The 22,773-nt window shown below is 63.9% G+C and carries 9 protein-coding genes; 4 read left to right on the forward strand and 5 right to left on the reverse strand.

Annotated features, from left to right (window positions below):
* Positions 1–54: 54 nt before the first annotated feature.
* From IPM06_00130 to IPM06_00140, 3 genes are all read right to left on the reverse strand, one after another.
* On the reverse strand, positions 55–14,166 hold the full coding sequence (locus IPM06_00130; GenBank protein MBK8768818.1) for a tandem-95 repeat protein: 14,112 nt from the start codon (positions 14,164–14,166) through the stop codon (positions 55–57).
* 132 nt (positions 14,167–14,298) lie between these two features.
* A complete protein-coding gene (locus IPM06_00135) occupies positions 14,299–15,651 on the reverse strand; it encodes an amidase (GenBank protein MBK8768819.1) in 1,353 nt (450 codons plus the stop codon).
* Positions 15,648–18,125, reverse strand: coding sequence for a response regulator (locus IPM06_00140; protein MBK8768820.1), 2,478 nt, complete (start codon positions 18,123–18,125; stop codon positions 15,648–15,650). The genes IPM06_00135 and IPM06_00140 overlap by 4 nt, the downstream gene beginning before the upstream one ends.
* 151 nt (positions 18,126–18,276) lie before the next feature.
* Here IPM06_00140 and IPM06_00145 point away from each other — a divergent pair, with 151 nt between their 5' ends.
* Complete coding sequence (locus IPM06_00145; protein ID MBK8768821.1) at positions 18,277–18,666, forward strand: flagellar biosynthetic protein FliO; 390 nt, start codon at positions 18,277–18,279, stop codon at positions 18,664–18,666.
* Between the two features lie 12 nt (positions 18,667–18,678).
* Here the strand turns inward: IPM06_00145 and IPM06_00150 are convergent, their stop codons facing one another.
* Both IPM06_00150 and ppa read right to left on the reverse strand, forming a co-directional pair.
* On the reverse strand, positions 18,679–19,317 hold the full coding sequence (locus tag IPM06_00150) for a hypothetical protein (protein MBK8768822.1): 639 nt from the start codon (positions 19,315–19,317) through the stop codon (positions 18,679–18,681).
* A 79-nt stretch (positions 19,318–19,396) separates the two neighbouring features.
* Positions 19,397–19,924: an inorganic diphosphatase gene (ppa, locus tag IPM06_00155; protein ID MBK8768823.1), complete on the reverse strand. Its 528-nt coding sequence runs from the start codon at positions 19,922–19,924 to the stop codon at positions 19,397–19,399.
* Between the two features lie 369 nt (positions 19,925–20,293).
* On the opposite strand from ppa, the gene IPM06_00160 reads away from it, so the two are divergent.
* The 3 genes from IPM06_00160 (at position 20,294) to IPM06_00170 (ending at position 22,771) form a co-directional block, all read left to right on the forward strand.
* Entirely contained in the window at positions 20,294–20,608 is a 315-nt protein-coding gene (locus IPM06_00160) for a hypothetical protein (protein MBK8768824.1), read from the forward strand.
* 81 nt (positions 20,609–20,689) lie between these two features.
* Positions 20,690–21,121: a hypothetical protein gene (locus tag IPM06_00165; GenBank protein MBK8768825.1), complete on the forward strand. Its 432-nt coding sequence runs from the start codon at positions 20,690–20,692 to the stop codon at positions 21,119–21,121.
* A gap of 66 nt (positions 21,122–21,187) precedes the next feature.
* Positions 21,188–22,771: a cytochrome c family protein gene (locus IPM06_00170; protein ID MBK8768826.1), complete on the forward strand. Its 1,584-nt coding sequence runs from the start codon at positions 21,188–21,190 to the stop codon at positions 22,769–22,771.
* The last annotated feature ends 2 nt before the right edge of the window (positions 22,772–22,773 follow it).

Raw genomic sequence — 22,773 nt, forward strand, 5'->3', positions numbered from 1 at the left:
TTTGTTCATTGTTTTAAACTCTGGATTGTGTTGCAGGACATGCGAAAACATCACTCACTCCGCGGCGAGCGCCATCTCGACAGGTGGCCCCTCGTGCCGCGCGATGCGGGCGATCTGCATCCGCATGTCCTCGATCAGGGCGGAGATATGGTCACCGCTTCCGGCGTCAGGCTCCGCTTCCGACGAAGTGGGATTGACCATGATCGGCCACCGCAGGCTGCGGCCCGTGCCGTCGCTGGCATGGATCATCAGCTGCAGCGGCTGGCGGTCTGGCCGGATGTTCACCACGAGCGTCTGCGAATCAATCACGGCCACAGTGTCGGGAAGCGCTTCACCGTGCGGACCCGTGATGCCCGTCACCGTCACGCCGTGATCCAGCTTGTCGATACCGACGAAGAGTGCATCATTCTTGATCAGCGTCTTCACTGTCAGCATGGGATGATCGGCAAGCGAGAGAGCCAGCGAAATGCTGTCGCCGATGTAGGGATGAACGGCGAGGTCATCGAGCAACTGGTGCATCCAGCTTGCCCTGCGGCCCTGGCGCTGGGCCCACTCCACGAGCCGGCCGATGATGTCGTCACCGCGGCCAAGGTCTGCCGCGCTGTTCAGTGACGCAAGTCCTTCGACGGCGTTGAGGATGACATCGTGGCCCAGGTCTGGCGTGCCATGGAGGTCGCCGAGATCATTCACCATTTCTGATATCACGATATCGGCGGGAGCAGTCCTGCCCGCGTCGATCGGTGGCAATTGCTCCGGCGACGGTGACGGGCCCGGCATTGGCGCAGCCGGCATGATCACTTCCCACGCGAAGGTGAGCGATGCCGTTCCACCGTGACCATCATCGGCCGTGATGGTCACCGTGTAGGGACCATCTGCGGAGGCTCCCAGCGCAACCGTGCCGCTGATGACGCCGGTGGCCGGATCAATCACAAGCCCGGCAGGAAGCCCCGTCGCCGAGAAGGTCAGCGTGTCGCTGCTGTCGGGATCGCCGAACAGCTGTGCCACGGGCGTGGTCACGCTGTCACCCTCGTTGGCGGCCTGATCGGCTGCGGGTGCGAGTGTGACGGGCGCATCATTCACGCCGGTGATTTCGATATCGAGCGTCGCCGTGTCCGTGCCACCATTGCCATCCGAGACCGTATAGGTGACTGTCTCGATGACCACCTCACCCACCGCGAGTGTGTTTGCAGTGCTGTTGGGTTGGAACGACCACGTGCCGTTCGCCTGCATCACCAAGGTGCCATGGGTGAGCACGATGGTCGCGGGCGTGACCGCGCCGACAGGCTGGCCGTTAAGCATGGTGACAAACAACGGGTCTGAGTCGGGGCCCGTGTCGGCATCACCCGTGGCTGGATCCGTCAGCACATTGCCGGATTGCGGCGTGTCTTCGGTGTTGGTCGAGGAGTCATCGACAGCCAGCGGCGGCAGGTTGCTGACGGTGTAGGTGACGGTGGTCTGCACCGAGGCGCCATCCGGGTCCGTCGCCGTGACCGTCACGGTGTAGGGTCCGGCCTGCGAGGCATCGGCGGGAAGCGTGCCGCTGATGATGCCGGTCGCGGGATCGATCACCATGCCGGGTGGAAGCCCCGTCGCCGTGAAGCTCAGGGGCTCGCCATCGGGATCGGCCAGGAAGCTGCCCACATCGACGGGAGCCGGCGTCGCCCCGTCGGTCGCCGCCACATCCGGGATGATGTTCAGCGGATCAGCAGCCGGAACCGGATTGTCCGGCGTGCCCGGGTTGGACGGGTCAATGACCACGGGGGTGTCGTTGGCTCCCGCAACCGTGATGACCAGCGTCGCGGTAGCGGTGCCGCCATTGCCGTCATCGATCGTGTAGGTGATGGTCTCGGTCGCCGTCTCGCCCGCATCGAGGCCGTTGTAGGCCGTGCCCGGAACGAAGCTGTAGGACCCGTCGGCATTGAGGGTGAGGACACCGCCGCCTGCCGTGGTGAAGGGCGTGCCGATGGTGACCGGAGATGCACCCTGAACCGCCGCTGCCACGGTGAGCGGATCGGCATCGGGAGCGGTGTCGGCGTCCGCCCCTGCCCCGGTGATGACGTTGCCGCTCACATTCGCAGAGTCCTCGCCAACGGACGCCGTGTCATCGACAGCCAGCGGCGGCAGGTTGCTGACGGTGTAGGTGACGGTGGTCTGCACCGAGGCGCCATCCGGGTCCGTCGCCGTGACCGTCACGGTGTAGGGTCCGGCCTGCGAGGCATCGGCGGGAAGCGTGCCGCTGATGATGCCGGTCGCGGGATCGATCACCATGCCGGGTGGAAGCCCCGTCGCCGTGAAGCTCAGGGGCTCGCCATCGGGATCGGCCAGGAAGCTGCCCACATCGACGGGAGCCGGCGTCGCCCCGTCGGTCGCCGCCACATCCGGGATGATGTTCAGCGGATCAGCGGCGGGGACCGGATTGTCCGGCGTGCCCGGGTTGGACGGGTCAATGACCACGGGGGTGTCGTTGGCTCCCGCAACCGTGATGACCAGCGTCGCGGTAGCGGTGCCGCCATTGCCGTCATCGATCGTGTAGGTGATGGTCTCGGTCGCCGTCTCGCCCGCATCGAGGCCGTTGTAGGCCGTGCCCGGAACGAAGCTGTAGGACCCGTCGGCATTGAGGGTGAGGACACCGCCGCCTGCCGTGGTGAAGGGCGTGCCGATGGTGACCGGAGATGCACCCTGAACCGCCGCTGCCACGGTGAGCGGATCGGCATCGGGAGCGGTGTCGGCGTCCGCCCCTGCCCCGGTGATGACGTTGCCGCTCACATTCGCAGAGTCCTCGCCAACGGACGCCGTGTCATCGACAGCCAGCGGCGGCAGGTTGCTGACGGTGTAGGTGACGGTGGTCTGCACCGAGGCGCCATCCGGGTCCGTCGCCGTGACCGTCACGGTGTAGGGTCCGGCCTGCGAGGCATCGGCGGGAAGCGTGCCGCTGATGATGCCGGTCGCGGGATCGATCACCATGCCGGGTGGAAGCCCCGTCGCCGTGAAGCTCAGGGGCTCGCCATCGGGATCGGCCAGGAAGCTGCCCACATCGACGGGAGCCGGCGTCGCCCCGTCGGTCGCCGCCACATCCGGGATGATGTTCAGCGGATCAGCAGCCGGAACCGGATTGTCCGGCGTGCCCGGGTTGGACGGGTCAATGACCACGGGGGTGTCGTTGGCTCCCGCAACCGTGATGACCAGCGTCGCGGTAGCGGTGCCGCCATTGCCGTCATCGATCGTGTAGGTGATGGTCTCGGTCGCCGTCTCGCCCGCATCGAGGCCGTTGTAGGCCGTGCCCGGAACGAAGCTGTAGGACCCGTCGGCATTGAGGGTGAGGACACCGCCGCCTGCCGTGGTGAAGGGCGTGCCGATGGTGACCGGAGATGCACCCTGAACCGCCGCTGCCACGGTGAGCGGATCGGCATCGGGAGCGGTGTCGGCGTCCGCCCCTGCCCCGGTGATGACGTTGCCGCTCACATTCGCAGAGTCCTCGCCAACGGACGCCGTGTCATCGACAGCCAGCGGCGGCAGGTTGCTGACGGTGTAGGTGACGGTGGTCTGCACCGAGGCGCCATCCGGGTCCGTCGCCGTGACCGTCACGGTGTAGGGTCCGGCCTGCGAGGCATCGGCGGGAAGCGTGCCGCTGATGATGCCGGTCGCGGGATCGATCACCATGCCGGGTGGCAGGCCCGTCGCCGTGAAGCTCAGGGGCTCGCCATCGGGATCGGCCAGGAAGCTGCCCACATCGACGGGAGCCGGCGTCGCCCCGTCGGTCGCCGCCACATCCGGGATGATGTTCAGCGGATCAGCAGCCGGAACCGGATTGTCCGGCGTGCCCGGGTTGGACGGGTCAATGACCACGGGGGTGTCGTTGGCTCCCGCAACCGTGATGACCAGCGTCGCGGTAGCGGTGCCGCCATTGCCGTCATCGATCGTGTAGGTGATGGTCTCGGTCGCCGTCTCGCCCGCATCGAGGCCGTTGTAGGCCGTGCCCGGAACGAAGCTGTAGGACCCGTCGGCATTGAGGGTGAGGACACCGCCGCCACTGGTGGTGAAGGGCGTGCCGATGGTGACCGGAGATGCACCCTGAACCGCCGCCGCCACGGTGAGCGGATCGGCATCGGGAGCGGTGTCGGCGTCCGCCCCTGCCCCGGTGATGACGTTGCCGCTCACATTCGCAGAGTCCTCGCCAACGGACGCCGTGTCATCGACAGCCAGCGGCGGCAGGTTGCTGACGGTGTAGGTGACGGTGGTCTGCACCGAGGCGCCATCCGGGTCCGTCGCCGTGACCGTCACGGTGTAGGGTCCGGCCTGCGAGGCATCGGCGGGAAGCGTGCCGCTGATGATGCCGGTCGCGGGATCGATCACCATGCCGGGTGGAAGCCCCGTCGCCGTGAAGCTCAGGGGCTCGCCATCGGGATCGGCCAGGAAGCTGCCCACATCGACGGGAGCCGGCGTCGCCCCGTCGGTCGCCGCCACATCCGGGATGATGTTCAGCGGATCAGCAGCCGGGGCCGGATTGTCCGGCGTGCCCGGGTTGGACGGGTCAATGACCACGGGGGTGTCGTTGGCTCCGACGATGGACACGGTCACGGTTGCGGTGGAGGTAGCGCCTTCGGCGTCCGTGATCGTGTAGGTTACTGTGGACTGCGCGGTTTCTCCGATGTCCAATCCGTTGAAATCGGTACCCGGATCGAAGGTGAAATCGCCATTCGCCGCGACGGTGAAAAGGCCGCCACCGGTTCCGGGAACTGCCGTCCCCACGCCAACAGCATTTCCGCCCACGGCCGTGACGGTGAATGCATCGCTATCCGGGTCTGAGTCCACGCCACTTCCGTTGTTGGCGAAGACGCTGCCGGTAAAGCTTGTGTCTTCACCCGCACTCACCGCATCATCCTGTGCGACGGGCGGAGGGTTGCCGACGGTGAAGACGATGACGGTCATGAAGCTGCCGCCGTGGCCATCACTGACCGTGAGTGTGACGGGGTACACTCCATCGCCCGCAGGACCGCCCTGCGAGGCAGCGGCGTCGTAGGTTCCGGTGACCGTCGTTCCGTCGAAGGTCAATCCGGGAGGCAGCTCCGCGGGATTGAGGCTGAAGGTGAGTGTGTCGCTGGCATCGGGATCGTGGGCATACAGCGAGACATCGAGCGGCGTTGCGGCCGCACCGTCATTTCCCGCCTGCTGCGGGATGAAGGCATTCGGATCCGCTGGCGGTGTGCCGGGGTCGAGCGGGTTCAGCGGCATAGGCGCGTCATTGACGCCCGTCACGGTGTAGGTGACGGTAGCGGTGCTGATGCCACCTTCATTGTCGCTCACCTGATAGGACACGGAGGTCGTGACGCTCTCGCCCGCCGCGAGGCTTTCGAAGTCACCATTGGGATCGAAGGTCAGGCTGCCATCGCTCGCGATGGTGAAAAATCCGCCGCTCGAGCCTGCGACGGGAACGCCCACGTCAGCGGGTGAGCCGTCTACGTCGCCGACATGAAGCGCATCGCCATCCGGATCACTGTCGGGGCCACTGCCGTTGCTGGCGAGAACGTTGCCGCCCGTGGCGACGGTGTTCTCATCGCCTGAGAACGTATCGTCCTGCGCCACCGGCGGCGGGTTGCTGATGGTATAAGTAAAGTTGTCCGAGATGATGCCGCCGTGGCCATCGCTGGCCGTGACAACAACGGCATAGACACCGGCATCCGGCGCGCCGGTATTGCCATTCTGCGAAGCGGACGGAGCGATGGTGCCGGAGATGATGCCAGTTGCCGGATCGATGCTCAGTCCAGCCGGCAACCCCGTTGCAGAATAGGCCAACACATCGCTTGAGTCGGCATCAGAGAAAGTGCCGGACACATCGATGCCGGCAACAACGCCTGCATCCGCGCCTGCCACATTGGCCAGCGCTGCCGTCACGGTTGGCTGGTCGTTGGTGCCGGTGACGGTGATCGTCACGGTCGCCGTCGATGTGCCACCATCACTGTCGGTGATCTCATAGGTGATTGTGGTGTCGCGTGTCTCGCCGGTAGCCAGGTCTTCGAACTGGCCGCTCTCGGTGAAGGTGACGGTTCCGTCCGACGCAATGGTGAACAGGCCTCCGGCGCTGCCGGCTGTGGGCGTCCCCACCTGGCCTGCCAACCCGCCTACAGCTGAAACGCTGAATGTGTCGCCATCGGGATCGGCATCGAGGCCGCTGCCATTGGCGGCAAAGACATTCTGAGCCGGGAGAACCGTGCCCTCCGTGACTGAGAACTCATCATCTTGCGCGACCGGCGACGGGTTGGTGATGGCGTAGGAGAGGGCAACGCTTCCCGACAGATTGGGTGTGCCGCCATCACTGGCGATCACGGTCACATCCCAGACGCCCGGCGTGCTGCCGTTGGTCGTGGTGCTGGCATCGTGCGGGGGCGTGCCGCTGATGACACCCGTTGCGGGATTGATCGACAGCCAGGCGGGTGCGCCGGGTGCGAGGCTGTAGGTGAGCGTCGCGTTGTCGGGATCGGTGAAGTAGCTCGCCGCGTCGAGCGGGGTCAGCGCCGCGGCATCCGCTCCGGCCTGCTGCGGGATCGGAGAGCCCACCGGCGGGTCATTGACCGCCGTCACGTTCACATAGGCATGGCGGAGCGGCGAATTGTCGAGCCCATCGTTGACCTGGAAGGTGATGTCGCGCTGAACGGTTGCGGGGTTGTCGCTGCTGTTGGCGAAGGAAACGGATTCCAACGCTGTCTTGTAGTTCGCAAGCGTTGCGGTTCCCGAGAAGGAAATGACCAGTTGGCCGGAGATATTCGTCGTCACGATGTAGGCAATGCCGGCGACGGTGCCGCTGCTTCCGTCCGAGACAATGACGCCATTGACGGAGATCTGGTCGCCCGGCTGCGGATTGGTGTGAACAACCGTGGCCGACTCGTAGTTCGTGTCGTCAAGATCGCTGGTGACGATGATGCTGTTCAGCGGGGTCGCGGCAGCATTCTCGGTGTATTGCACCAGCACGTTGCCGGCGTTGATGCCGCCCGAGTTGTCGTCGTCGAGGTCAAGTGTCGGCGGGTCGTTCTGCGGCACCACATGGATTGTCGATGCAGCGATGTTGGACGTGGCGCTGCTGTCGTCCGATACCTGTACGGTGATGTGACGGTCTGCCGGATCGGGGTTGTTGACGTTGTTGGTGGACGGGAGAAGCGTCACGGAAGCCAGAATCGCCTGCCAGTCCGCAGCTGTTGTTGTGGGAGAGCCCGTGAAGGTGACGGTGAGTGGTCCGGCAGTGGTGAGTGTTGCAGCGGGCACGATGGAGGCGGTTACGCCACCCGGCAGTGACGACGGGAAGTTGAAGGTATCGCCCACCTTCCCATCGGTCAGTGTCACGGTCATCTCGACGATGGCATTGTCCACGTCGGAGATGATGAGGTCCGCACCATCGGCGATGGCAATTCCGGGCGCATTCTCGATGTAGGTGGCGACATAGTCCGCGTTGGTGGCGCCCGATGAGTTGTTGCCGTCGAGATCGATGAGTGGCGGATCATTGACCGCCTGCATGGAAAGGGTGAGCGTGGAGGTCGCCGTGCCACCCGCGCCATCCGCCACCATATAGGTGACGAGCGGAAGTGCTCCGGCGTAATTTGAAGCCGGCGCGAAGGTGTAGGAACCGTCCGCCCTGATCGTCAGTGTGCCTTCCGGCAACACGGCCACACCGGGGCTGCCGCTGCTGACGGGATGGGTCGTGCCGCTGATGACGAATTGCGTGACCGAAGCCGTGCCGCCATCCACATCCGTGGTGTTGGCCAGAAGTCCGGACAGGGCCGCAACTGTCAGCGTCTGATCTTCGGTCACCGTCGCGGCCTCATTGCCATCGATGGGTGCGTCGTTCACCGGCGTGATGACGATGGGCGCCGTGGTGGCGGCCGAAAGCGGTCCGCCTGCCCCGGTGTTTCCATTGTCATTGATGGCGGCGGTGAGCGTGTCGCTGCCGGTATAGTTGAGCGTCGGCGTGTAGAGCAGACCTGACGCATTGGCGAGCGTTGCGTTGATCGCGCTGAGCGGTGCGGTGATGGTGATCGTGCCGGAGTTGTCGCCGGTCACCTGCCCGGCCGTGACGCCACCGCCCACGGACGTGTTGATGTCGAGTGTGCCATGCAGGACCGAGAGCGTGACCGTGACATTGCCGGCGGCCGCATCCACGTCCCCGAAGCTCACGCCCGTCAGGGCCTTGGGCGTATCTTCCGCGGTGGTATAGGTGGTGGCCGAAGCGCTCGGCGTCTGGTTCACGTTGAGGGTGAGCCCGATCTCCACACCGTCCGAACCTGCACCCTCCACGCCCGTTCCGGTGAGTGAGAATGTGAGCGTCGAATAGGTGCCATTGACGCGGATGGAGCCAGCGGCGGTTCCCGTCCCGTCGGTGAGGCTCGATTCCGTATTCACCGATGTGCCGCCAACCGTGCGGTTGAACTGCGTCGCTGTCACATTGAGCGATGAGCTGCCGGAGACCTTGCTAAGGGTGGCGCCCGGCGTGGTTACGGTCCACAGCGAGGAATTGGTGCTGCTTCCGCCCAATCCCCCGACCCGGTCGATGTTGATGATGGGGTCGGTCACAGGTTTCGAGAAGGTGATCGTGACCGTGCCCGTGCCGGCATCGGTTGACGCCGCAGAGACAGGACCTTCCGGCGTGTTGTCCCAGACGAAGACGAAGCCGAGGGAGGCTGCACCCTGCACCGACGCCGCATTGAAGGCGTTGATGGTGTTGAAGGTCTGGGCGCTGATGGTGTTGAAGGCCGCGTTGCCGCTGACCGGTGCGAAGGTGATGGTGGTGGTGATGCCGGTGGAACTCTCCGTGGCGGTGTTGCCCGCGACTGTCCACGCGCCGGTATTCTTCAACGTCAACTCGCCGCCCCACGCGGGTGCCGCGATTGCAGTCGACTCCACGGCGCCGGAGACTTTCTCCAGAAGCCAGTTGTCGCCCGCTGCACCGCCGGTGTTGTCCGTCGAGGCAGCGATGTCGGCCTGCGTCGCCGCCGCCATCGCCGCGACTGCTGCATCGTTCTGGCCGAAGTTGCAGCCATAGACGAGGATGTCACCTGCCGCTGACATGTGCGTGCCGATTCGTGCGAGAAGGTCCTGATAGGTGGAGGAAATGCTCGCCACATCGAGCCTGCTCGTGCCGAGGTGCAGCGCACCCGTATCACCATGGCTGAGGACGTGGAGGGCAGGAATATCACTGAACGCGGTCAGTGCCTGCGCCAGGTATTCCACACCGTCCACACCCGTGGGAATGACAATGACCGTTGCATCCGGAGGAAGCGCCGCGATCAGTCCGGCCGCATCCGGCACGGCGCTGTCGACAACAATGAGATCGCCGGTTCCGATCTGGTTGATGATCGCAACAGGAGCATCGTTGACCGGCTGCACATCGGCGATGACGCCTGCCGTGGCCGTGCCGCCATGTCCGTCATCGATGGTGCAGGCGAACGTGGTGGTGCCGAAGTAGTCCATCGACGGCGTGAAAACCACCCTGCCCGCAGCGTCGAGCGTGACGCCGCCATGGGCAACCGCAACGGCAGGCCCGCCAATGGAGATGGCCTGGCCATTGATTTCCGTGACGGTGAGCACATCACCATCAAGGTCAACGTCATTGGCAGTGACATCAATGACGGCAAAGCTGTCCTCCAGCGTCACAATGCTGTCTGCCACTGCCACCGGACCGTCGTTCACCGGAATGACGGTGATGGTGGACACTGCGGGCGCAGATGTCAGTCCACCCGCGTCGGTGACCGTGAAGGTGAGTGTGCGGTCGCCAGCGGTCGCACCTTCGGAGGTGTTCTCATAGGTGATGCTGCGGAGCATTGCATCAAGGTCCGCCAGCTCCATGGGCAAGGATGCCCCCGCTGCATTCTGGACCGTGAAGGCCTGCGTCGCGGCATCATAGGAAATGGCAAGCGCGGTTCCGCCCACAGTTACGGCGTGGCTCGCGGTGGTGGCGAGGTCAAAATCCTGGCCGGCAATGGTGACGTGTTCGGCTGCGCCGTTCATGATCCCTGCCGCCGCGATGGAAAGCGAGGTGATGGCGTTCTCGGCATCCGCGACAATTGCGCGTGTCTGAAGCGTCACGGCAACGGGCGTGCCGCCTTCCGTGAATGTGGCACTGTAGTCCAGGTCGTTCGGTTGCTCGGCCGTATTGAGCGACACGTTGAAGCCGCCGAGTCCATTCACGTTGGTGAGCCGGATTTCCACAACGTCGCCCGCGGAAGCCGCGTAGCTGATGACTTCGCTTGCAGGCAGGCTCGGATACCAGCCGATGATCGTGTCGACCTTGACACCGTTGATGAAGAGTTCGGCGTGGTCGTCGAAATATTGCCCGGGCGCACCCACAACGATTGTCGCATCCTGCGTCAGCGTGCGGCTCATGACCATGGCCCACACGCCATTGCCGGGTGTGTAGTCGCCGTTCACGGGATTTGCGGCATAGCTGAACCCGGAAGCGATCAGGCTGTCCCTCGGATTGTCCGTGATTGGAATGTTCGGGTCGTTGAAGGTGATCGAGCCCTGCGGCGCGTAGCCAACGCCGTGCAGCGTGGGCACGCCAGGCGCACCGTTCTCGGCAACGGAGGTGGGATTGATCGAACCGGGTACACCGAAATGCCCGCCATAAAGTGCCACTTGCCAGGCATTGTCCGGCGGCGTTGCAGGTAACGTGCCGTTGGAGAGTGGCAAGGCGCCGTCAAGATCAACGACCGGCGGCAGGTTCGGTGGCGTGATGTTGTCGCGGTAGTCGAGATCGGAGGTCAGCGGCACGGCACCGGCGCCAGTCGCGGCCGTATCGTTGTCGCTGTCGGCAAGCGTGAAGATGGCACCGTTCAGATTCTGGTCGTTGACGTCAAAGCCGTCATTGGCGTCCGAACCCTCGAAGATGTCCAGCAGGCCATCGCCATCGGTATCGGTTGTGGATGTGATGGACGTCGCCTGGCCGTCGCCACGCTCGACGATATCCGCCGCCCCTTGGTTGTCGCTGTCGGAGTCGATGTAGTCGGGGGTGTCCGCCCCATCGGTGTTGACGGGGGAAAGCCCATTCGAGCCGCCTGCCCCGGCACTTGTTGTTGCGTCATAGGCGTTGTCGAGGCCGTCGTGATCGGTGTCGGTGCCCGATGGCGCCAGGTAACCAGCCGTCGCCTGCGCCTCCACGTTGTCGGTGATGCCATCGTTGTCGCTGTCGATGTCGAGATGGTCAGAAATGCCATCCGCATCCGTATCGCGCACGAGGTTGGTTTGCCGGAGCGAAACATCGTCAATCAGAATGTCACGCGCAGCACCCGTGCCGCCCACGTCCCAGACCAAGGCAAGCCGGTAGTCCCCTGTCGGCAAACTCGCCGTCAGGCTGCTGTTGTAGGGCGTCCACGTGAAAGGCAGCAGGGTGCCAGTCGCAGTGCCGCTGCCGCCTGTCGACATCATGGGCCCGATGGTCTGGTTGATGGCCGGAGTGGCAACGTCGAAGAGGACCCAATGGGCATTTGCCAGAATGGCATTGCCCGAGCTTTGGGCGGCGAGGAACGAAAAGTCGTATGTTGCGCCGTTGATGATGTGGATGGGCGTGGTGTTGTAGATGGTCGTGCCGAGCGGCCCCGTGCCGTCCGTATCACCTATTTCCGTGATCACACCCGTGTTGAGGCCTGCCGTCGCCGGCCGTGTACTGGCCCAGCTGGCAGTGGAACTCACCGAGCCGTTGACCACAAGTTCCGGACCGAACGGAATCTGCTCGGTCGTGTCGAGAATGCCGTCGTTGTCGTCGTCGATGTCCACGGCGTTGCTGACACCGTCACCATCGGCGTCGGGATTGAGGTTGACGGTTGCCGTGGAGGTGCCGCCGTCGGAGTCCGTGATGGTGTAGGTGAAGGGCTGGTCGGCCACGGAGCTGTTGCTCGCCAGGAAGGTGAAGGCACCCGTGGCGGCGTTGGTGATGGTCAGCGTGCCGTGGCTCAGCGTGATGGGCACGCCGACTGTGAAGGCCGCGCCATTGATGGCCGTGATCGCGAAGGGATCAGCCTCCGGGTCTGCATCCGCACCGTTGCCGTTGTTGGCAAAGAGATTGCCGGTCAGCAATGTTGCCGGATCACCGTAGATAACGTCGGCATGGGCAGCGGGCGGTTGGTTGATGCCGATGGTGGAGGCGCTGGCAAAGCCCTCAACTCCCAGTTCATTGGTGACGGCGAAATTGACCGTGCGGGCGGAGAGACTGCTGCTTGACGTGGTGAACCCGAGTGCATGCAGAGCCAGGTCGAACGTCGCCTCCGTCTGCGGCACGCCGACCGCGCCGAGAACGATCTGGCTGCCGGTTTGTGAAACAATCTGCACGCCCACCGGCAAGGCACCCGCGTTGATGGTCAGGCTGTCGCCCGCCTGTGCGTTGCTGAGTGTGGCGCGCACCTGCTGGATGTCGCCCGTGACGTTGGCGATGTGGGCATCCGTATCCACGACGGGAATGGTGGCGCCGGAGCCCATGTTGTACGTGGCCTGATAGGCGCTGCCGGTCGCGCCCGAAGAGTTGTCGGCATCCAGGTCAATCGTCGCCTCGCTGGTGAACGAGACGAGGTAGCTCCAGGTCTGGACTGTATTGACGGCGCCCAGCGTGAACTGCACGGCCACGCCGTTGTCCGTCGCGGCATTGGTGTTCCACGTATTGATGATGTCGCCACCGTTGTTCATGCCGGCCGCATAGAGATTGGTGCCGTCATAGGCTGCCGAGTACCAGTAATCGAACTCGCGCCCGCCCTGTGCTTCGGCAAAGCCCACGAAGCTGTCATTGGGGCCACCGGGGTCCTTGCGCACGGCCACGAGAGAGGGATTGCCCGTGGTGTTGTTGGTGGACGCAAGATTCTGCGGCAACGAGAAGGCCGGACCATTGTCGCCGCCTGCAAGGAAGGTATCGAGCGAGTGGTAGATCTTGATGGGCTGCGCGTTGCTGGGTGGCGGCGTGACGGTGACGTTCAGCGTCATGTAGCCGTTGGGATAGACATATTCCGTGACGACATCGACCTTGTAGTCGCTCGCCGCTTCATAGGCGGTCGTGCCGCCCGCGTTGTAGTATAGCGACGTGGTCACGCGGTAGGGATTGGTTGCGGAACCCGCACCCGTGGATGTTTGCGACAATTCACGGAACGTGACGTCGCCCGCGATCTGACCCGGCGCGTTGGCCTCCGCGCCGCCTGAGGTGGTGCCCGGCCCCACCACAGTCGAACCCACGGCCATGTAGATGCCGTTGAAGATGTTGACCGACGTATCGGCAAGCGTCGCGTTATAGAGCTGATTCGCGCCGTGATAGGTGATCTGGTACTGGCCGTTGGTCATCACATGGATGCGCAGGCCATCCGAACCGTCGGCCAATGCGCCGCCCGCTGCATTGATCACCGACTTCGTAAGGAGCCCGTCCCACCCAGGGGCGGCAAGGCTGGCCGTGTCAATGACGCCCACGGTTTCTTCGAGGTCCCAGTCACCGCCCTGCACGGCGGCGCCGGTGTCGTCGGACGATGCCGCAACATCTGCGCCCGTGAGAGCTGCCAGCAGGTTCACGGCTTCCACGCCCTGCTCACCTGCACCGAAGTCGCAACCATAGATCATGATGTCAGCATCAGGAGACAGCGATGCCGCGATCACCGACAGCTCATCGGCATGTTCGCCGCTCATGGTCTCGGCGGTGAGTGTCGCTGATCCCAGCGTCAGGCTGCCGGCCGTGCCATGGGAAATGATGTGAACGGCAGCGATGTTGCTGCGCCCCGACAGGACCTGCGCCATCTGCGACAATCCATCCGCCTCGGCCGTGAGGAGATGCACCTCGGCATTGACGGGAAGTTCGGCGATGATCTGCCCATAGCCCTCCACCTGCGCGTCCACGAAGGCAATGGATACAGGCGGTGGCGGAAGATCAGGCGTGCCGGGACCGACGAGCGCGGCGATCAGCACATCGTCGTAGAGTGGCACCGGCTGGATATCATCGGTGTTCACCGAATCGGCCGCCTGGTCCAGCGTGTCCCCCAGGGCCGCGTCGAACAGGACGCGCGGTTCGAGGACCGTGAGACCAGCGAGCCGTGCCGGCCGGACCGGACGCGCGGGCTGATGACCTGCGGACCCGGCACCATCCGGCGCCATCGGAGCTTCGACCCGCCATAGCGCTGACGAGGTCAGCAAACGTCCCAGAAGTTTCCCGCCGTCCATGACACCCTCTTTGGTTGCATGCAAATCACATACACAACTAATACGTGATTTGTTAAGCAAATTCTAACGAGGGTTGAAGAGAACCTTACGGGCGACCAGAAAATATACTATAAGTTGCAGAAAAGGCGGTTCTTAGCCCTGAATTGCAGCTTCTGCTGCGGCCGCAGCCTGGAACAGGGCAGCGTCGTGGCCATTCGGCAGGGCCATCATCAATCCGGTCGGAGCACCACCTTCAGGTTGCATCGGCAAGCTGATGGCGCAGGCATCCAGGGTGTTGAACACATAAGTGTTGCGCAGGCACAGGCCGTTCAGCCTGCGATAATCGCTCTCATCCGCAAGCGCAGCGATGGGGGGCGGGATGATCGCCACTGTCGGACAAATGATGGCGTCATAGCCTTGGGCGATGGCCGCGAAGCGGGCAATCACCTCTGCGCGGCGAGCCCTGATCCGGGCGAGATCTTCAGCCGTGATTTTCTCTCCGAAGCGGATGCGACTCACCACGCGCGGGTCATATTCAGCCTCATGTGCGGCAATGATGGGGGCATGGTGCGCCCAGGCTTCCGCCCCAGCGATGCCGCCGTTGGCAAGAAACTGGGGCATCTCCTGGATTTCGGGGAATGAAACATTCTCGATCCGGTACCCTGCCGCTTCGAGCCGTTTCACCGCCGCCGCGAAATCGCGGGCCACCGTGTCATCCAGCCCGTCCAGCACATAATCGGTGAGGACGCCAAGGCGCATCGTCCGCCGCACTTCACCGGGAGCCGGTGCTGTTGTGCCGGACAGGAGCGCGTCGACAGCAACACAACACGCCACCGAATTGGCGATGGGGCCAACCGAATCCAGCGTCAGTGACAAGGGATAGACCCCGCGCTTGCTCACCCGCTGCGCCGAGGATTTGAATCCGACCACGCCATTGAACGCTGCAGGAATGCGGCATGAGCCGCCGGTGTCTGAGCCCAGAGCAACGGGGCACATGCCTTCCGCAACTGCGACGCCAGAGCCCGATGAAGAGCCGCCGGGAATACGCTTGTCCAACCGTCCGTACACGGACAATGGCGTGCCGTAGTGCGGATTGATGCCGACGCCAGAGTAAGCGAACTCCGTCATGTTGGTACGGCCGAGGATCACCATGCCCGCCTGCCGCACAGCCGCCACCGCATCGCTGTCGCGGTCGGCGGGTTTCCCGGCGGCAAGAAGGCGCGATCCCGCCGTCGTCACTTCGCCGGCGACATCGAAAAGATCCTTGATGCCGATGGGAATGCCGGCCAGCGGCGATGGCGCCCGCCCTGCCCTCCGCAAGGCATCCTGCTCGTCCGCCTGATGCATCACCCGCACCGGATCAACATGAATGAAGGCCCGGGCTCCTTCGCCATTTGGATTGGCGATGCGCGCCAGCGACTCCTCGGCAAGACCGCGTGCGGTGACCTTGCCGTCCGCCAGGCTGCGGGAAATTTCGGCGAGCGTCGCGTGGCGTTTGCGTGTCATCCCATCACCTCTTTCACCTTCTCAACCAGTTGCTTCAGCGTGAACGGCTTCTGGATGAAGGCGAAGTCATCCGGATTTTCGAGATTGCGCTCAAACGCGTCCTCTGCATAGCCCGACATGAAGATGAAGCGGCTGGTGACGCCGCGCTTGCGGATTTCGGAGAGCATTGTCGGCCCGTCCATCTCCGGCATGACAACGTCAGAGAGGATGACTTCGAAACCTTCCTTGTCGTCCTCAATCACCTCAAGGCCGCGCTCGCCCGAATCGGCTTCCACCACGGTGTAGCCGCGAGAGGCGAGGGCACGCACCGCAAAGGCGCGGACGGAATCTTCGTCCTCCACGACAAGGATGCGCCCGCGGCCGGTGAGGTCGGCGCGCGGTGCTTCGACCTTTTCGGCGGCGGGCACAGGTTGTTCGGACACCTGCGGATAGTGGCGCGGGAGATAGATGGTGAAGGTTGTGCCCTTGCCGATTTCGCTGTCGCAGTAGATGAAACCACCCGTCTGCTTGACGATGCCGTAGACCATGGAGAGGCCGAGCCCCGTGCCCTTGCCCACGTCCTTGGTGGAGAAGAAGGGCTCCCAGATTTTCTCCAGGATGTCCTTGGGGATTCCCGTGCCCGTGTCGGCCACTTCGCACACCACATATTCCGCCTCGGGCAACTTGTGCCGGCCGCCCTGCGACTGTTCCTTCGACACATTATATGTCTTAACCGACAGGCGCCCCCCGTTCGGCATGGCATCGCGCGCATTGACCGCGAGGTTGATGACCACCTGTTCGAACTGGTTGAAGTCCACCAGCACGTAGCCCAGGTCGCGCCCGTGATTGATGTCGAAGCCGATCCTCTCACCCAGCACGCGCCCCAGGAGGTTGCCGAGGTCCGACATGGCTTCGCTGAGCAGCGTGACGCGCGGCTGCAGCGTCTGCTTGCGCGAGAAGGCCAGCAACTGGCGCACGAGATTGGCTGCGCGGTTGGCATTCTGCTTGATGTTCATGATGTCGGCGAAGGCCGCATCGGTGGGACGCATCTTCGTGAGCAGCAAGTCGGCAAAGCCGATGATCGGCGTCAGCACATTGTTGAAGTCGTGCGCGATTCCAGACGCCAGTTGGCCCACGGCCTGCATCTTCTGACTCTGCGCAAGCTGCACTTCGAGCGCCCGCGCCTCCGTGCGGTCCAGCGCAAAGGCGGCAACGGAATCACCGACGTCGCAGAGCGAAAGCTGAACGGCGCGCGGCGGCTGGTTGTTCAGCATGACCTCGCAGCCCGCCGCCTTGCCCGGACGGGCCAGTGCATCCTTGAGCGCCGCGGCGAGTGCCGGGCGATCCATCTCGCGCACCGCATTGCTCACGGCGCCGTGGAGTTTCAGTTCCGCAGAGAGCGCGAGGAACGGCGAGTTGGCGCGGCGCAACTCGCCCGTCTTGGTGAACACGGCAACGCCGATGGGCGACGCCGTGGCCAGCAGATCGAACCAGTTGCCGCCAGTCTCCACCACGGCTGACTCCGGCTTCTGCATCACCATGGCGCGTGACGGCAGCGGCCTCCCCTCTCCATCGAAATCACTGCGGAAAATGATGTCCACGGACAGCGTGCTGTTGCCCTTCGGCAGGGAAGCGATGAAGCGGTCCACATGCGAGACATTCGCCCCGCCCTGTACCGATGTCATGTGCCGCGCGGCATCCTCGCCCACGAGGCGCGCCAGCGGCATCTTCTCGTTTTCGGCGGCTGCAAGATCAAGGTTCAGCCACTCCGCCAGCGTGGCGTTGATGTAGTCGACGCGGCCATCCGGCAGGAGCGAAAAGAATCCCGCGGGCGCGTGATCGAGATAGGTGATGATGTATTGCAGGCGGGCAAAGGCGGTCTCCTGCCCATGGCGGTCCGCCGTGATGTCGGTCATCCGCCACAACACGCGGCCATCGCCCTGCGGCAGCGGCGACACGGACAGTCTGATCCAGCGCGCGCCCTCCGGAGATGCTCCGGGCACGGATGAATTGGCCGGAAGCCGCACATCGCGCGACATTGCCCGTGCCGAGGCGGCCGCCTGCGCGAGCTGATAGATGGGTTCGGCAAAATCGGGATAGCCCGCGAACAACACGTCCATGCCGGCGAGACGCGCTTGCCCTGCCTTCGCGGCCAATGCGACGAAGGCCGTATTGGCATGCAGCAGCCGCCCCTTGCTGTCCGCCACCACCATGGCGTCGCCTGTTGCATCCGCCATCGCCTGCACAAGGTCGGTGGGGCCCGCCGTCGTGCGGTTCAGGATCTTGCCACCCACCACGCCGAGGAGCGCCATGGCGGCGAGTGCCACAACGCCCGGCAGCAGGAGCTGCTGGGCCTCTCCGCCCCGTTGCGCGAGGTAGATGAAGACCGAAGCCACTGCGAGTGCGCCAAGGGTGAGGAGGGCAACAGCCGGAAGCCGGCGGCCCGCGCCACCGCCCGCGGGCGTGGGCGCCCGTGAATCGTCTCGTTCAGTCATCAACCCCATCCCGAATCAAGAGCAGTATAGGCATTCGGCCCGGCCAGTGAATCGGCAAACGCGCCCGCGGGCGGGAGGGCCAACATGGTCAGTGATTCCTTAACCGGAATGGGCTAATCTATGTGACCCGAGTGGATGTGAGGACCGAGTCATGGAGTTTCTGCAACCCTACTACACCGTCATTGCCCTGATCCTGATCGCCCTCGTGGTTCTGGTGGGCGCGGCGATGATCATCCGCTCCTTCAACGGCCGGGTTCGCGGCCGCCGCGGTTCCCGCCTCGGCATCGCTGAATACTATGAACTGGACAAGACGAGGCGCCTCGTCCTCATCCGCCGCGACGATGTCGAGCATCTGATGCTCGTGGGCGGCAACCAGGATGTCGTGATCGAGAGCAACATCCCGACCGCTTCGATGAACCAGCCGCAGATTCCCCCGCCGCCGGAGCAGCAGATGCGCCAGGCCCCGCGGCCTGCCGTCTTCGGTGCGACGCGCCCGCCACTTCGCCCCGTGGCACCTTCGTTCCAGGACCCCAACGGCTGAGGCCCCGCGCACTCAGAACTGCATGCCGGGTGGCGGCGTCACAGCCTGCCAGCCATCGTCCGTAAACGCTTTCATGTGCCGTTCCAGAAGTTCTTGATAACTACCTGAAAAAGAAGTTATTTTCTGTCTCGCGCTGGACTGGAGTCCCAGCTCCGCGAAAGCGTCTGCAGCTTCATCTCCTGGCGCAGACGAAGCGCGCGCCAGCGCGAGAACCCAGCGCACCGCCACGAACCAGCTGTCGTCGCCCTGCCGCACCTGTGGGCCGAACACCGCACCATCGCGGGACCGGGTCAGCAGCGGTTCGACGAGGAAGACGCCATCCCGCACCTCCGGACCGAGTTTCCAGGGGCGCGGTGCAAGCAGGATGTCGGCCTCTCCGGCCTGAAGTGCGATGGCCCCGTCCTCTGCACCCACCTCGATGATCGCCACCGCCTCGGCGCGGCCGACGACAGCGGCGGCGATCAGGGCGCAGAAGTCGATGGCCAAACCGCTGCGCTTGCCATCCTGCATCTCCGAAAGTCCGGGCGCGGAGGCGGCAACTGCACAATTCACAATCCCACGCGCGTGAATGTCTTCCAGTGTTCCCGCCTGCCCCGGCGGAGCGGCAAGCGTTGTGGCAAGCATGATGAACGCGGCACGTATCAGGCCCATGCCCCATGCAAGCCCGAGCCCGAGATGCCGTCAACCGGCTCCTTGCTTCTACCGGCCCGCGAGACGGGCGGGGCTGCGCTCAGGTCTTGGCGCGCTTGATCGCGGCGAGGATCATGTCTTCTGCCTCGGCCGCATCGCCCCAGCCGATGACCTTCACCCACTTGGTGGTTTCAAGGTCCTTGTAGTGGGCGAAGAAGTGCTCGATCTGCTGCAGGGTGATTTCCGGCAGATCCTTGTAATTGTGCACGCTCTCATAGCGGCGGGTGAGGCGCGGCACGGGCACGGCAATCACCTTCTCGTCGCCGCCGGCTTCGTCCTGCATCTTGAGCACGCCCACGGGGCGCACTGCCACAATGGCGCCGGGAATGATGCCGCGCTGATTGGCGATGAGCACGTCGATCGGATCGCCATCATCTGAAAGCGTGTGCGGAATGAAGCCGTAGTTTCCGGGATAGCGCATGGAGGTATACAGGAAGCGATCCAGCACCAGCGCCCCCGACTTCTTGTCCATCTCATACTTGATGGGTTCGCCGCCCACCGGCACCTCGACGATGACGTTGACCTCCTTCGGTGGATTGCGGCCGATGGAAACGTGTTCGAGGTTCATGCTGTCACTCCGGAAGAAAACGGGGAATCATCCCGACACTAGAGCGGCAGCCACGCCTTTTCCACCGCTCCCAAGGGCTGAGATGGCGATGGGCGCCGAAGCCTGAAATCATGGTTTTCGCCGTGTTCATTGCGCTTGGGCCGGCCCAGTCAATTACGCTGCCAAAATGTCATGGCTGAAAAGGGCGATATCATCGGACGTTCTCCCGTCAAGCCCGAAAACCACTGACTTTTTGTCAATTCCCGAGCGCCGCGCTCTGGAACTGCCCTCATATAAAATTGATATTTTTCAATGTCTTGGCGCTATTTTTCCAGCTGGCATGTGGTTTGCGATGGTTAAGGCAAAGCAAATACAGCGGGGGTTCAACGCATGCCACGATCTCGTCTCCTGGTCACAGCCATGGTGCTCCTCCTGCCCGTGGCGATTACCCCTGTGAGTGCCAGCGAGATTGCAGGCCTGCAGCCAAGCATGCGTCCGGCGGGTGCGCCGGTGATCGCCGAAATGGCTAAGCCCGACGGCTGGTACAGCGCCGCTTTGACGGGCGTTTCGAAACCCTTTCCCGCAAGCCTCAAGTTCCTTGTCAATCAGGGAAACTGGTTTTCGCCCTTCCTCCATCCCGGAATGACAGGGCCGTACGACATTCGCGGTTGGCACCCCAGCAAGCCTGCTGAACCCGCCAACTGATTCAACGAATGGCGCAACGGCACTCGCGCATGCCGAAGCGTCCAAAACTCCGCGCGACATTCAATCGGAAGGAATACGATCATGACGAAGTCGATGAAGCGAATGCTTTTCGCAGCCAGTGCAATCGCGGTGCTGGCTGCTGTTCCCGCAGTCGCTGAAGAAGCCCAGCAGGGCATGGGCGGAATGTCCGGCATGGGCGGCATGTCCGGCATGGGCGGCATGTCTGGCATGGGCGGCATGTCCGGCATGGGCGGAATGTCCGGCATGGGCGGCATGGCAGGTAACGGCGGCGGTTGGGTCTGCACGCAATATACCTACGCTGCTCCCGGCGGCATGACGGGCATGGGCGGCATGTCCGGCATGGGCGGCATGTCCGGCATGGGCGGAATGTCCGGCATGGGCGGAATGTCCGGCATGGGCGGCATGTCCGGCATGGGCGGAATGTCCGGCATGGGCGGAATGTCCGGCATGGGTGGCATGCAGGGTGGAGAATTCACCCCGCCTGCCAACTGATCCCACGACCTCGCGCTGGGGGAGCTTTCTTCCCCAGCGCATTCTCCAAGTGATGGAATCCAGAAAATGAAAAAACTGCAGGAGGCCGGACTCTTCGTCACGCTGGCCGCTGGTATTGTGATTGCCGTGAATGCGCTCAGCACCTTCGGCGTTGCGCGCCCCGATCTCTCGCCGCCGGACCCACCGGGCATGAAGGTCGATGCGGGAGGTACAATGGAAGCAGCACCTTCTCCTGCGCTGACGAAACAGCAAGTGGCGCAGACGGAAACTGCAGCGCCCGCTGTTGCCGCACCCGTCGCCGAAGCCGCTTCCGGCGTACCGGATGCCACTGCGGGCAAGGCCGTGTTCGCCAAGTGCAAATCCTGCCATGCCACTGACAAGGGAAAGAACGGCGTTGGGCCTTCTCTCCATGGCGTGCTGAACCGCCCCGTCGCATCGGTAGAGGGCTACAAATATTCCGACGCCATGAAGGCGAAAGCCGCTGAAGCATGGACGCCGCAACTGCTTGATGTGTACCTCAAGGATGTGAAGGGAACGGTGAAAGGCACCAAGATGGCCTTCGCGGGCCTGCCCAAGGACAAGGAACGGGCCGACGTCATCGCCTTCCTGGCGCAGAATTCAGATTCACCAGTCGCTGCGGCGGACCTTGGCCTTGGCGCAGCTGCCGCTGGCGCCGGTGCCGCAGCGCCTGCAGCCGCGTCAGCGGACGAACCGGCCACCACCGCTGCCCCAGCAGGTGAAGCACCGGTTGCTGGCGCGGCTGCAGCCTCATCCCCAGCAGAACCGGCCGCCCCCGATGCGCCACCTGCAATCACCTACAGCGACCCGCCTGCGCCCACGGCCGAGGAAACCGCCGCCGAAGTGGCAGCCGTCGAAGCGCTGAAGAAGACGCTGTCCGGCATGGACCGCCAGCGCGCCAAATATCATCCCCTGCACTTCAAGCCCGCGATCGACACAGCCACCAATGGCGAATGCCTGGTGTGCCACCAGGAGGTGCTCGACACGGCCGTGCGTGAAATGTCGCCAGCTGGACTCGAAGCGCAATCCTCGCTTGCCTGGTACCAGACGCTGGCGACCTATGACGGTGCGCAGATGACCTTCCACCAGCGTCACATGTCGTCGCCCTACGCCAAGGCCGTGATGAACCTCAAGTGCACCTTCTGCCACCAGGGGAATGATCCGCGCGAGGAAAGCCCGCACATGACGGTGGCCGCTGCCGACATGACCTCCAACAACGGCAGCCAACCCTTCACGTTGCGCAAGATGGTGAACCCCAGCGAGACGTGCTTGCGCTGTCATGGTGCCATGCCCGACCCGGTGAACATCATGGGCCTTCCCGGGCCGTGGCCGGAAGCGCGCAAGGATCTGGAGAACGCCGACGCGCCCAACGGCTGCCTGACCTGCCACGGTGAGCTCTTCCGCACCAACCGCCACAACGTCACTTACCTCAACGCCGCCACCATCGAGGATCTGGCGAAGGAAAGCTCCGACGTTTGCTACGGCTGCCACGGAGGCCGCGCCTGGTACATGACGTCCTATCGCTACCCGCGCCATCCCTGGCCCGGCATGGATGCCAGCACCGTTCCCGATTGGGCGAAGGACCGGAAGACCGAGTCCGACCCCCGTTACCAGATCAAAGCCGCACAGTGATG

The organism is Hyphomicrobiales bacterium, assembly GCA_016710435.1.
Classification (GTDB): Bacteria; Pseudomonadota; Alphaproteobacteria; order Rhizobiales; family Aestuariivirgaceae; genus Aestuariivirga.